Annotated in this window: 15 protein-coding genes; all 15 read left to right on the plus strand. The window is 69.7% G+C overall.

Annotated features, from left to right (window positions below; genetic code table 11):
• Positions 1 to 98 precede the first annotated feature (98 nt).
• Positions 99 to 440 carry a flagellar basal body protein gene (locus ABIN76_RS12760; RefSeq protein WP_346960063.1) on the plus strand — a complete coding sequence of 114 codons (342 nt, stop codon included), beginning with the start codon at positions 99 to 101 and terminating at the stop codon, positions 438 to 440.
• A complete protein-coding gene (locus ABIN76_RS12765) occupies positions 440 to 832 on the plus strand; it encodes a flagellar basal body rod C-terminal domain-containing protein (protein WP_346960064.1) in 393 nt (130 codons plus the stop codon). The genes ABIN76_RS12760 and ABIN76_RS12765 overlap by 1 nt, the downstream gene beginning before the upstream one ends.
• Positions 832 to 1137 carry a flagellar hook-basal body complex protein FliE gene (gene fliE, locus ABIN76_RS12770; RefSeq protein WP_346960065.1) on the plus strand — a complete coding sequence of 102 codons (306 nt, stop codon included), beginning with the start codon at positions 832 to 834 and terminating at the stop codon, positions 1135 to 1137. The genes ABIN76_RS12765 and fliE overlap by 1 nt, the downstream gene beginning before the upstream one ends.
• Positions 1137 to 2747: a flagellar basal-body MS-ring/collar protein FliF gene (fliF, locus tag ABIN76_RS12775; RefSeq protein WP_346960066.1), complete on the plus strand. Its 1611-nt coding sequence runs from the start codon at positions 1137 to 1139 to the stop codon at positions 2745 to 2747. Before fliE ends, fliF begins: the two co-directional genes overlap by 1 nt.
• Complete coding sequence (fliG, locus tag ABIN76_RS12780; protein ID WP_346960067.1) at positions 2744 to 3760, plus strand: flagellar motor switch protein FliG; 1017 nt, start codon at positions 2744 to 2746, stop codon at positions 3758 to 3760. The genes fliF and fliG overlap by 4 nt, the downstream gene beginning before the upstream one ends.
• Positions 3750 to 4424: a FliH/SctL family protein gene (locus tag ABIN76_RS12785; protein WP_346960068.1), complete on the plus strand. Its 675-nt coding sequence runs from the start codon at positions 3750 to 3752 to the stop codon at positions 4422 to 4424. Before fliG ends, ABIN76_RS12785 begins: the two co-directional genes overlap by 11 nt.
• Positions 4421 to 5749: a FliI/YscN family ATPase gene (locus tag ABIN76_RS12790; RefSeq protein ID WP_346960069.1), complete on the plus strand. Its 1329-nt coding sequence runs from the start codon at positions 4421 to 4423 to the stop codon at positions 5747 to 5749. The genes ABIN76_RS12785 and ABIN76_RS12790 overlap by 4 nt, the downstream gene beginning before the upstream one ends.
• Positions 5746 to 6180 carry a flagellar FliJ family protein gene (locus ABIN76_RS12795; protein ID WP_346960070.1) on the plus strand — a complete coding sequence of 145 codons (435 nt, stop codon included), beginning with the start codon at positions 5746 to 5748 and terminating at the stop codon, positions 6178 to 6180. Before ABIN76_RS12790 ends, ABIN76_RS12795 begins: the two co-directional genes overlap by 4 nt.
• A complete protein-coding gene (locus ABIN76_RS12800) occupies positions 6177 to 6890 on the plus strand; it encodes a C40 family peptidase (protein ID WP_346960071.1) in 714 nt (237 codons plus the stop codon). The genes ABIN76_RS12795 and ABIN76_RS12800 overlap by 4 nt, the downstream gene beginning before the upstream one ends.
• Positions 6891 to 7714: 824 nt before the next feature.
• Positions 7715 to 8737 carry a flagellar hook-length control protein FliK gene (locus ABIN76_RS12805; protein WP_346960072.1) on the plus strand — a complete coding sequence of 341 codons (1023 nt, stop codon included), beginning with the start codon at positions 7715 to 7717 and terminating at the stop codon, positions 8735 to 8737.
• Between the two features lie 18 nt (positions 8738 to 8755).
• Positions 8756 to 9190 carry a flagellar hook capping FlgD N-terminal domain-containing protein gene (locus ABIN76_RS12810; RefSeq protein WP_346960073.1) on the plus strand — a complete coding sequence of 145 codons (435 nt, stop codon included), beginning with the start codon at positions 8756 to 8758 and terminating at the stop codon, positions 9188 to 9190.
• Between the two features lie 30 nt (positions 9191 to 9220).
• A complete protein-coding gene (locus ABIN76_RS12815) occupies positions 9221 to 10396 on the plus strand; it encodes a flagellar hook protein FlgE (RefSeq protein ID WP_346960074.1) in 1176 nt (391 codons plus the stop codon).
• Positions 10397 to 10906: 510 nt separating this feature from the next.
• A complete protein-coding gene (locus ABIN76_RS12820) occupies positions 10907 to 11194 on the plus strand; it encodes a flagellar FlbD family protein (RefSeq protein WP_346960075.1) in 288 nt (95 codons plus the stop codon).
• A gap of 2 nt (positions 11195 to 11196) precedes the next feature.
• On the plus strand, positions 11197 to 12018 hold the full coding sequence (locus ABIN76_RS12825; RefSeq protein WP_346960076.1) for a MotA/TolQ/ExbB proton channel family protein: 822 nt from the start codon (positions 11197 to 11199) through the stop codon (positions 12016 to 12018).
• Complete coding sequence (locus ABIN76_RS12830; RefSeq protein ID WP_346960077.1) at positions 12015 to 12842, plus strand: flagellar motor protein MotB; 828 nt, start codon at positions 12015 to 12017, stop codon at positions 12840 to 12842. The genes ABIN76_RS12825 and ABIN76_RS12830 overlap by 4 nt, the downstream gene beginning before the upstream one ends.
• The last annotated feature ends 13 nt before the right edge of the window (positions 12843 to 12855 follow it).

Raw genomic sequence — 12855 nt, forward strand, 5'->3', positions numbered from 1 at the left:
ACGCGGCGCTGAACTGTGCCGATAACCACAGTAAGAGCACGGATCGCTCGTTTACCGGCCACGGATCGGCCACCCCACAATTTCCCAGGCAGGACTCTGTGCTCGAATCCGTGACTTCCGCAGCCCTGGCCAGCGCCATGGACGGGCTGGCCCTGCGCCAACGCGCCATCGCGAACAACATCGCGAACGTCAACACCCCGAACTACCACGCCAAACGCGTCAGCTTTGAGGCTGCCCTGGCCGCGTCGGTGCAGTCCGGTGACGGCCACGCCGAGGCCACGACCGCGACTTCGCTTGAGCCCACCCAGCTCAACGGCAACAACGTCAACCTGGACACGGAAACCCTCTCCAATATCGACACGGTGCTGCGCTTCCAGTTCGCCGCCCGCGCCGTCGGTGGGGAATTCAATGCCGTGCGCGCCGCGATGAGGACCAACTGATGACTTTCGATGCAATCGGCATCGCCGGATCCGCCCTGACCGTGCACCGCAAGTGGCTCGACGCCGTCTCGGACAACCTGGCCAACATGAACAACGCCTCCGCCACGTCGGGCCCGGCGTTCCGCGCCAAGTACGTCGAAGCGGCCGAAGGCGCCGAGGGGACCGGCGTGTACGTCAAGGCGACGCAGCTCGGCGACGGCGCGGGCCGCGTTGTCTACCAGCCGGACCACCCCCTCGCCGACGCCAACGGCAACGTGAAGTACCCGGACATCGACATGGCCGAACAGATGGGCGCCCTGATCATCGCCCAGCGCGGCTACCAGGCGAACGCCCAGGTCGTGGACCGTGCCCGCGAGACCTATCTCGCCGCCCTTGAGATTGGAAGATCCTGATGCCTGTTTCCCCTATCGCCCCGGTCCAAGGCGTCCTCCCCACGGACTACCTCTCCGGCGCCGGCTCGGTGCCGGCAACCGACGGCTCCGGGTTCGCCTCTTCCCTCACCGGCGCCGTGGACAACCTCCAGCAGCTGCAGTCGACGTCGAAGCAGCTCGCCGTCTCCGCCGTGACCGGCAACCTGGACGACATCCACAACGCCACCATCGCGGCGAGCCGGGCGCAGATCACGCTCGAACTCGTCGCCACCGTCCGGAACAAGGGCGTTGACGCGTTCAACGAGATCATGAGGATGCAGGCCTGATGCCTCCGCAGATTACCGTCTTCTTCCAGCGCTTCGGCGCCGGGCTCAAAGGCTTCACCACCGGCCAGCGCACGCTCGCCGCGATCGGCGCCGCCCTCCTGGTGGTGGGCATTGTGGCGCTCTCCGCCTGGCTCACCCGCCCCACCCTGGCGCCTCTGTTCTCCGGCCTCAAGGACACCGATGCGAACGGCATCGTGGAGCAGCTCCGCAAGGACAATGTGCCCTACGAACTCAGCGACGGCGGTTCCACCATCCTCGTGCCGCAGGACAAGGTCTACGACGAGCGGCTCAAGGCCGCCGCCGCCGGCCTCCCGACCGCGGCGGCCACCGGCTACTCGCTGCTGGACAAAATGGGCGTCACGTCCTCCGAATTCCAGCAGTCCGTCACCTACAAGCGGGCGCTCGAAGGCGAACTGGCCAGCACTATCTCCGCCATGGACGGCGTGAAGACCGCCGCCGTCCGGCTCGCGATCCCGGAAAAGACCGTCTTCGTCTCCAAGACCCCGGACACCACCGCGTCCGTTTTCGTTGAGACCGCCCCCGGCGTCACGCTCTCCGGCGACAAGGTCCAGGCCATCGTGCACCTCACCTCCGCCGCGATCGAGAACCTCAAGCCTGCCAACGTCTCGGTGGTCGACTCGCAGGGCAACGTGCTCTCCACGGTGGGCGGCGGGGCGGCAGGGTCCTCGTCGAAGCAGGCCTCCGACTACCAGCAGCGCACCGGCGACGCCGTCCGCGCCGTCCTTGACCGCGTCGTCGGCCCCGGAAACTCCACCGTGGCGGTGGCCGCGGACATCACCGGCGAGTCCGCCCAGCAGAAGAGCGAGACGTTCTCCAACACGCCCGGCGCGCTGCCGCTGAGCGAATCCTCCAAAACGGAAAAGTACAGCGGCGCCGGGGGAGGCGCCGCCGGCGTCCTCGGCCCGGACAACATCGCCGTGCCCGGCGACACCAGCGGCAACGGCAACTTCGACTCCACCACCGCGACCAAGAACAATGCCGTCAACAAGGTCACCGAGGACCGCGTGATCCCGCCGGGCGCCGTCAAACGACAGACCATCTCGGTGGCCGTCAGCCAGACCGCCGCAGGCGGGCTGAACCTCGGCTCGCTGACCGCGCTGGTCACCTCCGCCGCCGGCGTGGACAAGGCCCGCGGCGACGTCGTCACGGTGGAAATCATCCCGTTCAGCACGGCTGCCGCGGACCAGGCCAACGCCTCCCTCGAAGCGGCCAAGGCCGAGCTCGAGGCGCAGAAGCAGCAAGCCTTCTTCAGCACCCTGGTCACCGCCGGCAGCATCCTGCTGGGGCTGCTGATCCTGGCGCTGGTCATCACCGTGATCCTGCGCCGCCGGCAGAAGCGCGAACCCGTGGACCTGGGCGAACGGCTGGACATGCTGCCCGCGATCCCCGCGGTCACGGCCTTCGACCCGGCCCCCGCGACGTCGGCCATCCCGCTGACGGCCCTGCCGCTGCAGCCGCTGCCGGCGCCGCCGATGGAAGTCCTCGAAGCCGAACGCCGCATGCAGGAGATCGACAACATGGTCGCCGCCAACCCGGAAAAGGCCGCCGACTACCTCCGCGGCCTGATGGATGACAGGCAGCCGGTATGAAACTCGCCGACTCGACCCTCACCGGGACCCAGCGCGCCGCCGTCGTCCTGATGCAGATGAGCCCGCCCAATGCGGCCAAGGTGATGGCACAGTTCACCGACGCCGAGGCGGAAGATATCGCCGCCGAGATCGTCCGGCTCCGCAAGGTCGACCCCGAGGTCGCCGAACAGATCATGAAGGACTTCCACGAGGCCGCCCTGAGCAGCCCGCGGCAGGCACGCGGCGGCCGCGAGCTCGCCGAGGGTCTGCTCGAGGCCTCCTTCGGCTCGGAGAAGGCCGCCGGCCTGATCAACCGGCTGACCGTCAACATGGCCGGCAAGTCGTTCGAATTCCTCGAAGACATTGAACCGGTGCAGATCCTCGCGCTGATCGACGGCGAACTGCCGCAGACCATCGCGCTGGTCCTGGCGCACCTGAGCCCACGCAAGGCCTCCGCCGTGATGTCCGGGCTGCCCGGCACGCTCCGTGCCGACGTCGCGCTGAGCATCGCCACAATGGGATCCGGCGCGCCGGAAGCCATCGGCATCGTCGCGGACACGCTGAAACTGCGCGGCGGCGCGGCCGTTTCGCAGCAGGCTTCCAAGGTGGTGGGCGGCATCGCGCCGCTGCTGGAAATCATCAACCGGACCGACGCCGGCACCGAACGCTCCGTCCTGGACGGCCTGGACCTGCTGGACCCGGACCTGGCCGTGGAAATCCGTGCCCAGATGGTCACGTTCGACGACATCGTCAAGCTGGAACGCCGCGACGTGCAGCTGGTGCTCCGCGGCCTGGACGCCTCGGTGCTCGCCGTGGCCATGAAGGGCGCCTCGGAACCGGTCCTGGAAACCATCACCACCAACGTCTCCGGACGCAACCTGGAAATCCTCGAATCGGAAATCGCGGCGCTGGGACCGCTGCGCGCCTCGCAGATCGAGGAGGCGCGGGCCGCCGTCGTCCGCTCCATCCGCGAACTCGAAGCCGAAGGCCAGATCACCATCCAGCGCGGGGACGAAGAAGACTATGTTTATTGACGGGGCCCGCACCGGCGGGGCCGCCGCCGAGGGCGCCCCGGCCCGCATCGTCTTCCCCTCGCTGCGTTCCAGCGGACCGGCCAACGAACAGGCCGGCTACACCGAGGGCCACGCCGCCGGCTACGCCGCGGGCGTCCGCGCCGCCGCCAAGGAACAGCGCCGCTGGCGGGACCGGATGGCCGCCGAACAGGCCGCCTCGCTGGCCGCCGGTCAACAGGACCTGGACCGCGCCGTCCGCGCGCTCGCGGTGGCCCGCGCCGACTTCGCGCACCGCAACGTCCAGGCCCTGCACGACGCCGAGGAAGTCCTGGCCCGCACCGCGCTGGAGCTTGCCGAGGCCATCCTTGGCTATGAGCTGGCCGAGGGGACCCGGACCGCCCGCGCCGCCCTCAACCGCGCCCTGTCCGGAAACGATGCCGCCACCGTGCTGGCCATCCGGCTGCACCCCGCCGACATCGAGGTCCTCGCCAAGGAAGGCCAGGACCTGCCGGCCGGGCTCCCGCTGCTCGCCGACGCGTCGCTGCAGCGCGGCGACGCGAAGGTGGAGTACCAGCAGGGCTGGCTGGACGCCAGCCTCGGCAGCGCCCTGGCCCGGGCCAGGGCGGCCCTGTTGGGGGACCAGCAGTGGCCCGCCGCTGACAGCTCCTCCGGCGGCCCGGCATGATCGCCCAGTGGCGCCCCAAGGGCGACGACTTCGCCGCAGCGCTCGCCGCGGCCGCGCCGCAGCGCGTCGGCACCGTCACCTCCGTGATGGGCCTGGGCCTCGAAGTGTCCGGCCTGGACTGCGCGCTCGGCGACCTGGTCACCGTGGGGGAGAACCCCGGGCTCGACGCCGAGGTGGTGGCCGCGCTCGACGGCGCCGTGCGCTGCATGCCGCTGGGACGCCTCGCCGGCGTTGCAGCCGGTGACCCGGTCCGGGCGAAGGGCGGGGCCGTGCTGGTGCCCACCGGCGCGGGCCTCTTCGGACGCGTCATCGACGGCCTCGGCCGCCCGATCGACGGCAAGGGCCCGCTGCTCAGCGGCCCCCGCGTGCCGATCGACAACGAAGCGCCGAACGCCATGAAACGCGCCCGGATCAACACCGCGCTGCAGACCGGCGTCCGGGTGCTGGACACCATGACCACCCTGGGCAAGGGCCAGCGCATGGGCCTCTTCGCCGGCTCCGGCGTGGGCAAATCCTCCCTGCTGTCGATGATCGCCCGCGGAACCGACGCCGAGGTATCCGTGATCGCCCTCGTGGGGGAGCGTGGCCGTGAGGTCCGCGAATTCCTTGAAGACGACCTCGGCCCGGCCGGGCTGGCCCGCTCCGTCGTCGTCGTCGCCACCTCCGACGAACCGGCGCTGATGCGCATGCGCGCCGCGTTCACCGCCACCCGGATTGCCGAGTCCTTCCGCGACCAGGGCCAGGACGTGGTCCTGATGATGGATTCCCTGACCCGGGTGGCCATGGCCCAGCGCGAGATCGGCCTGTCCGCCGGCGAACCGCCCGCCACCCGCGGCTACCCGCCGTCGACCTTTTCCATCCTGGCCCGGCTGCTGGAACGCGCCGGCACCGCCGAGACCGGCTCCGTGACCGGCATTTACACGGTGCTGGTGGACGGCGACGACCACAACGAACCGATCGCCGATGCCGCCCGCTCCATCCTGGACGGCCACGTGGTGCTGGACCGCAAGCTCGCCGTGACGGGGCACTTCCCCTCGGTGGACGTGCTGGGTTCGGTCTCGCGCGTCGCCTCCAAGGTCATCGCCCGTCCCCACCTGGACGCGGCCTCCGCGCTGCGCCGCGTCCTCGCGGCCCGCAAGTCCGCCCAGGACCTGATCGACGTCGGCGCCTACCAGGCCGGGACCAACCCGCTGGTGGACGCTGCCCTGGCGCATGAGGAGTCCGTCAGCGGGTTCCTGCAGCAGCCAATGGACGAGTCCACCCCCCACCCCGAGTCCTGGCGCCAGCTGGGCCATCTCACTTCGATTCTGGGAGCCGCGGCATGAACCGCCAATTCTCGCTCGCGGGGCTGCTGCGCCTCCGCCAGATCCAGCAGGACCAGGCAGCCAGCGGGCTGGCCCGCGCCCGCTCCCGGTCCAGCTCCGTCCGCGCCCGGGAAGCCTCGGCCCGCCGGCAGCTGTCCGCCACCGACGAGGGCATTGACAGCTCTGCATCGCTGCGCGCCGTCGCCGCGTCCCGCTCCGCCGCGCACAGCATGCTCGCGGACCTGCAGAACCTCGCCCGCATCGCCGAGACCGACGAGGCCGCCGCGCGCGAGGAATTCATCGCCGCCCGGACCCGCTCCGTGGGCCTGGAAAAGCTGCAGGCCCGCCACCACGCCGAGGTCAGCACCGCGGAACTTCGCGCCGAACAGTCCACCCTGGACGAGATCTCCTCGACCATCTGGCACCGGGATGAACAGCAGGTGCGCCCATGAGCCTGACCGAGGCGCTGGGCCGCATGCAGGGCATCCAGTCGATGATCGCTGAACTGACCCGCCCCGCGCAGACCGAAAGCACGGCGGCGCTGAAGTCCGCCGCGGCGGCGTCCCTCGCCACCGGGACGGGCACCGGCGACGCCGGCTCCTTCACCGACGCGCTCACCGCGGCCCTCGGCGGCAGCGCCGCAACCGCCGGCACGGACACCACCGGGCTGTCCGGCGGCCTGGGCCTCGGTGGACTGGGGCTGGGCGGCGGCGCGGGACTCGGGGCATTGACCGGGCTCACCGCGCCGGCCCCGGTGGCGGCCCCGGCGCCGGTTGCGGCCGGGACCGCGACCGGCACGGACGTGGTGGCTATGGCCAAGAAATACATCGGCGTGCCCTACGTCTGGGGCGGCACCAACCCGGCCACCGGGATGGACTGCTCCGGCTTCACCCAGCGGGTCTTCAAAGATCTCGGCGTCGAAATTCCCCGCGTCGTCAGCGACCAGATGAAGCAGGGCACCCCGGTGGCGTCCCTCGCCGAGGCCAAACCCGGCGACCTGCTGGTGAGTTTCGGCGGGAACCACATCTCCATCTACCTGGGCAACGGCAAGGCCATCGACGCGCCGGTGCCGGGCAAGACCATCCAGATCCGCGACGCCTGGGAACAGCAGTCCAACCTGACCTCGATCCGCCGGATTGTCCCGGCCGGAGGTGCCTCGTGAAGGGCGCCGCTTCGATGGACCTGGCGTCTGCGCTTGCCGCGGCGCCGATGCACGCGCGCGGCGCCGGGCAGGGGAGCCGCAGCCGCGCGGAGGGCGGCTCGTCCGACGCCGACGCCTTCGGATCCGTCCTGAGCGACGCCGTCGCCAGCGGAACACCCCCCACCCCCGACGCTCCCTCAGGTTTGGTGCCTTCCGTACCCAACGCTCCCTCAGGTTTGGTGCCTTCCGTACCCGACGCTCCCTCAGGTCTGACTGCCATCACCCCGAACGCTCCCTCAGGTTTGGCTGCTTCCTCCCCGGACGCTCCCTCAGGTTTGGCGGCTTCCGTACCCAACGCTCCCTCAGGTTTGGCGCCTTCCGTACCCAACGCTCCCTCAGGTTTGGCTGCCACCACCCCTAACGCTCCCTCAGGTTTGGCTGCCACCACCCCTAACGCTCCCTCAGGTGTGGCGCCTTTCGTTCCCGTAACTCCCGCAAACCCGGCATCGGCCACAAGACCCGGTGACGCGGCAGCGACGACGGCCGCGAGCCAGGGTCTGGGTCCCGCGACGGCACCGACCGACGCGCCGACGGGAGACGTGCTGGGGTCGGCTTCCGATTCCGCCGCCAACGTTGTTGCTGCCCGGGGCTGGCTCAGTTCCGGCGCTCTGGGAAGCCCGGCCGTGGATCGTGCCGCCGTTGCTGCTGGAGCGGACGTCATGCAACCGGAGGCGGGGACCGGCCCGGTGCTAACGCCGGCAGGGGTTCCCAAGAGTTCGGGTCTCTCCCTCGCGCAGTCACCTGACTTCCTCCGCCCGGAGCCGGTCGCTGCAACCGCGGGTCAAATGATTGCACTGCCGGGCAGCGCAGTGGCCTCCAGCGCCGTCCCCGGCGTGCAGTCTGCCTCCACGCCGGTGACGACGGCGGCAACCGCGCCGGTGTTGCCTGCAGCGCGGGCGGAAGCCTTTGTGCTGCCGGCCGCGGTCCTGACCGCAGCGTCCGCCGCTGAACCGGCCCAAACAACCGCAGGTGGAAAGGCCGGCCCGGCTGCGACTCCCTCGGTGCCCCCGGCCGGCATGCCCGGAACTTTCAACATGGCCGGCACGGCGACCGGCACGCCCACCGGCGCGACGGCAGCTAGCACGCCGACCGCCAGGCCCACCGGCGTGATGCCGGCCGCCGTCGTCGTCGGAGCGGGAAACGTGCCCGGCACCACTGCCCCCGACGCCACGGACTGGATGACCGCGGCTGCCGCCCCCACCGACAACCTGGCTGCGGCCGGCGCCGCCAGCGCGGCAGCTGTGGCCCCGCCCGCGCCAGGCCCGGCAGCCGGCACGGGAGCACCCGCCGCCGCGGCTCCGCTTCCGACGCCCGCCCAGCAGCCCGCCCTCCAGCCGCAACTGGCCAGACCTCTCTTCACCCTCGCCGGGGCGCCGCACGGCCAGCACATCATGACCCTGAAGGTCAGCCCGGAGGACCTGGGGCCGCTGACCGTGCGCGCCCACATCGACGGCGCCGGCGTGCGGATCGAACTGTTCGCCCCCGGAGACACCGGCCGGGAAGCCCTGCGCGGGATCCTCCCCGAACTGCGCAAGGAACTTGCCGACGCCGGCTTCGGCGCCAGCCTCGACGTCTCGGACCATAGCGGGCCCGCCGGCGGGGGCCGGGACGCAGGGCAGGCCGCCGGGCAGGGAGCCGGCGGACGCGAAGCCTCCCACGCCGGCAGCGGCGGCTCGGGCGCCGGCGGCCGGAACGGGCCCGGCGAACCCCGGCCGGGACACCGTTGGGATGCCCTGGCGGACGAAGCCTCGCTGCGCACCGCCAGGATCCTGAACGGCCCCCAAACCACCCTTGACATTCTCGTCTGACACGAAGGAACCCGACCCATGACCATCCAGCCCATCGCCCCCCAGCCGATCACGGCCGCGGGGACGACCCCGGAGGCTGCTGCCGTCCGGGCGCCCGTGCAGACCATGGACGCCAACGTGTTCATGACCCTCCTCGTGGCCCAGCTCAAGAACCAGAACCCCAGCGCCCCCATGGACACCAACCAGATGATGGCCCAGACCATCCAGCTCTCCATGATGGAAAAAATGACCGAACTGACCACCAACAGCAAGGAGGGTTTCTCCCTCCAGATGCGCTCGGCCGCAGCCCAGCTGATCGGCCACTCCGTCGACTACACCCTCGCCGACGGCACCACCGGCACCGGACTCGCCAGCTCGGTCTCCTTCGCCGGGACGGTGCCAACCGTCAAGGTCGGCGATCTTTCCATCCCTCTCGACTCCATCAGCGGCCTCACCGCACCGGCCGCTTCCTAGCCGTTTACCTCCCGTAGAAAGGCAGTTCCCATGCTCCGCTCGCTGTACTCCGGAATCTCCGGCCTCCGTGCCCACCAGACCATGCTGGATGTCACCGGCAACAACATCGCCAACGTCAACACGGCCGGCTTCAAGGCGTCCTCCACGCAGTTCCAGGACACCCTGTCGCAGATGACCCAGGGCGCCTCCGCGCCGCAGGGGGAGTCCGGCGGCAGCAACCCGGCGCAGATCGGACTGGGCGTCCGCGTTGCCGGCGTCAGCACCAACTTCGCCCAGGGCTCCTCGCAGAGCACCGGCCGCGCCACCGACATGATGATCTCCGGCGAAGGCTTCTTTGTGACCAGCAAGGGCGGCCAGCAGCTGTTCACCCGCGCCGGATCCATGACGTTCGACGCCGCCAGCCAGCTGGTCAGCCCCGACGGCGGCATCCTGCAGGGCTGGACCGCCAACGCCAGCGGCACGGTCGACCAGGGCAGGGCGATCGGCGATATCACGCTCAACCCGAACACCATGATCGCTACCCCCACCACCACGGTCACGCTGGACGGGAACCTGCCCGCTGACGCGGCTGCCAACGCCACCTTTGACCGCATCGTCAAGGTTTACGACGGCCTGGGTGCACCCCGCGATTTCTCGCTGAACTTCGCCCGGAACGGCGCTGATTGGGATGTCACCGCCAAGGACGGGGCAACCACGTCCCCGGTGACCAAGCTCACCCCCGGCCCGGGCGGGACCCTTGTTGCCAGCCCCGCGCTTTCGATCAACGGCATCGACGTCGACCTTTCCAAGGTCTCCGGCTTCGCCGGCATGAGCTCCCTAACCGTCAGCGGCCAGAACGGGTCCGCCGTTGGCAAGCTCGAGTCCTTCACGCTGGGCAACGACGGGTCACTGATCGGATCCTTCAGCAACGGCGTCAAGCAGGTGCTGGCGAAGATCGCGCTGGCCAAGTTCACCAACCCGGCCGGGCTGGAGAAGGCCGGTGGCTCCTCCTACGTCGCCACCGGCAACTCCGGCAACGTCCAATTGGGCGCGGCTGGCGACCCGGGGATCGGCACCCTGGCCGGCGGCTCGCTGGAAATGTCCAACGTGGACCTGTCCCAGGAATTCACCAACCTGATTGTCGCGCAGCGCGGCTTCCAGGCCAACGCCCGCATCATCACCACCTCCGACGAGGTCCTGCAGGAGCTCGGCAACCTCAAGCGCTAACCCCAAGCGCATCGCACCGCAGTCCACGGCTGACTGCGACAGGCGCAGGGGACAGCTACGGGCCTCGTACCGCACCGAGTCCCGGGCTGTCCCCTCGGATTCACCCGTTTGCGGCAAACCCGGTGGCCGCCATGCCGCGGCATGGCTGCTTTTTCGCACCGGTTCTGGAAAAGCGCGGCGCGGTTGGACGGACGCTCCTCGGATCCGGGGGGCGCGGGTCCGGTTCCGCAGCCGGTGTCCGTTGCCGTAGCGAAATTCGTGCCGCCGTCGTCCCCCGGAGCTGCCCAGGCCGGCGGCGAAGCTGACAAATAATCGTAAGCATGTTTATGATGGTCCGGCGAACGAAGGCCGGGTAACGGCGGCCACATGGCAGAGGGTCCTTGGGGGACCCTCTTCGTGTGTCCGGGCCAATTCCTAACGAAAGCGCGCCTGCGGCCGACAGTAAGGGGAGAACACCCCTTCCCGCCGCTTGGCCCCACAGCCGAGCAATCCCCAGAGCAGAATCGGCCCATGATCGTTGTTACACGCCTCAACGGAACGCGCTTCGCGGTCAATCCGGACCTGATCGAACGGATCCACGAGAGCCCGGACACCCACCTGGTGACGCTCGACGGCGCCGCCTACGTGGTGCTCGAAAGCCTCGCCGAGGTGGTGGAACTGATTGCCGACTACCGCGCCCACGTCCTGAGCAAGGCCCGGGACTTTCCCGTGGTCACCGGCTTCCCGCTGAGCCTGGTGCCGCCGGCCGAATCGGACGACGACGCCGGCACCCCTGCACCTGAACCACCAAGGAAGTAACCATGGATCCCGCAACAGTCATCGGACTGCTCCTCGCCTTTGGCTCCGTCATTGTCATGGTGCTCATTGAAGGCGGCAGCCTTTCCTCGCTGCTGCTGCCCGGGCCCCTGGTCCTGGTCTTCGGCGCCACCCTGGCGATCGGACTGGCGGGCAACACCCTCAAGGACGTGATCCAGGCCTTCAAGGCCGTGCCGGGGATGTTCGTCGGGAAGACGTCAAAGCCGCAGGAAAGCATCGACCAGATGGTCCGCTTCGCGGAAAAGGCGCGCGCCGAGGGCCTGCTCTCCCTCGAGGAGGAGGCGGCGAGCGTCAAGGATCCGTTCCTGGCCCGTGCCCTGCAGAACATCGCCGACGGCACCGACGCCGAGGACCTCCGGATGCAGATGGAGGACGAGATCGACACGAAGTCGCGCAGCGACCACGCCTCGTCGAAGTTCTTCGCCAGCCTCGGCGGCTACGCCCCCACCGTAGGGATCGTCGGAACTGTCGTGTCCCTCACCCACGTGCTGGAAAACCTCTCCAAGCCGGACGAGCTGGGGCACATGATCGCCGCCGCGTTCGTCGCGACCCTGTGGGGCCTGCTCTCCGCCAACTTCATCTGGCTGCCGTTCAGCTCGCGCCTGGCCCGGCTCTCGGAGCTGGACATCGAACGCATGACGCTCGTGATGGAGGGAATGCTCGCCGTGCAGTCCGGTGCCCAGCCGCTGCTGCTGGCCGAACGGCTCCGGTCCATGGTCCCCGAGCACCAGCTCAAGAGCGCCGACAGCCGCCGCAAGGCGCCGAGCGGGGATTCCCCTGCGGAGTCGATGGACACCGCCGCGTGAGCGGGCGCCGGCGGCCCCGCAAGAAACCCGAAGCGCACCACGTCGACGAGCGCTGGATGGCGTCCTACATGGACATGGTCACGGTGCTTATGTGCCTCTTCATCGTCCTCTACGCCATGTCCACGGTGGACGCGAACAAGTTCGAGAAGCTGCGCAACTCGCTCGCCACGGGGTTCGGCGCGGTGGCCTCGGAGACCGTGGACACCGCCTCCGGCACGGTGGTCCCGCCCGAATTCGTCGACAAGGACCTCGAGGCCTTTGCCGCCGTCCAGGCGGACGACAAAACGGCCCAGGACCAGGCGCTCGCCGCGGCCAAGAAGGAGGTCGACCGGCTGAAGGCCCTGGAGCAGAAGATGAAGGCCGGCCTGGCCGCCGCCGGGTTGAGCCAGAACGTCGAGTTCCAGATCGACCAGCGCGGGCTGACGGTCAAGCTGGTCGGCTCGCAGGCCTTCTTCGCCCCCGACCGGCCCGAACTGACGGCCCGGGCCTCCCGCGTGCTGGAGATCATCTCCCCGATCCTCCGCACCGCGGCCCTGGAAATCATGGTGGAAGGCCACGCAGCGAAGGGCATCACCGCCTACCCCTCCACCTGGGAACTGTCCTCGGCGCGGGCCGTCAATGTGCTGCGGCACATGGTGGACCGCGGCGGTATACCGCAGAAACTGATCGGTGCCGTGGCCTTCGGGTCCGCCCGGCAGGTCAACGACGATTCGACGCCAGCGCTCATGGAGCGCAACCGCAGGGTGGACATCGTGGTGATCTCGGACAAGCCCGACGTCGTCCGGGCCCTCATCCCGAAGGCGCTGAAGCTGATCCAGAAGTAGGCCGGCAGCCGCC

This window comes from uncultured Arthrobacter sp. (assembly GCF_964021775.1).
In the GTDB taxonomy this organism is placed as follows: Bacteria; Actinomycetota; Actinomycetes; order Actinomycetales; family Micrococcaceae; genus Arthrobacter.

Bases quoted from the DNA above. Each gene is read 5' to 3' on its own strand.
- ABIN76_RS12795 (WP_346960070.1), top strand. From the start codon at position 5,746: ATGAACCGCCAATTCTCGCTCGCGGGGCTGCTGCGCCTCCGCCAGATC.
- ABIN76_RS12825 (WP_346960076.1), top strand. From the start codon at position 11,197: ATGGATCCCGCAACAGTCATCGGACTGCTCCTCGCCTTTGGCTCCGTC.
- ABIN76_RS12765 (WP_346960064.1), top strand. From the start codon at position 440: ATGACTTTCGATGCAATCGGCATCGCCGGATCCGCCCTGACCGTGCAC.
- ABIN76_RS12820 (WP_346960075.1), top strand. From the start codon at position 10,907: ATGATCGTTGTTACACGCCTCAACGGAACGCGCTTCGCGGTCAATCCG.
- ABIN76_RS12800 (WP_346960071.1), top strand. From the start codon at position 6,177: ATGAGCCTGACCGAGGCGCTGGGCCGCATGCAGGGCATCCAGTCGATG.
- ABIN76_RS12785 (WP_346960068.1), top strand. From the start codon at position 3,750: ATGTTTATTGACGGGGCCCGCACCGGCGGGGCCGCCGCCGAGGGCGCC.
- ABIN76_RS12810 (WP_346960073.1), top strand. From the start codon at position 8,756: ATGACCATCCAGCCCATCGCCCCCCAGCCGATCACGGCCGCGGGGACG.
- fliG (WP_346960067.1), top strand. From the start codon at position 2,744: ATGAAACTCGCCGACTCGACCCTCACCGGGACCCAGCGCGCCGCCGTC.
- ABIN76_RS12790 (WP_346960069.1), top strand. From the start codon at position 4,421: ATGATCGCCCAGTGGCGCCCCAAGGGCGACGACTTCGCCGCAGCGCTC.
- fliE (WP_346960065.1), top strand. From the start codon at position 832: ATGCCTGTTTCCCCTATCGCCCCGGTCCAAGGCGTCCTCCCCACGGAC.
- ABIN76_RS12805 (WP_346960072.1), top strand. From the start codon at position 7,715: ATGATTGCACTGCCGGGCAGCGCAGTGGCCTCCAGCGCCGTCCCCGGC.
- ABIN76_RS12815 (WP_346960074.1), top strand. From the start codon at position 9,221: ATGCTCCGCTCGCTGTACTCCGGAATCTCCGGCCTCCGTGCCCACCAG.
- fliF (WP_346960066.1), top strand. From the start codon at position 1,137: ATGCCTCCGCAGATTACCGTCTTCTTCCAGCGCTTCGGCGCCGGGCTC.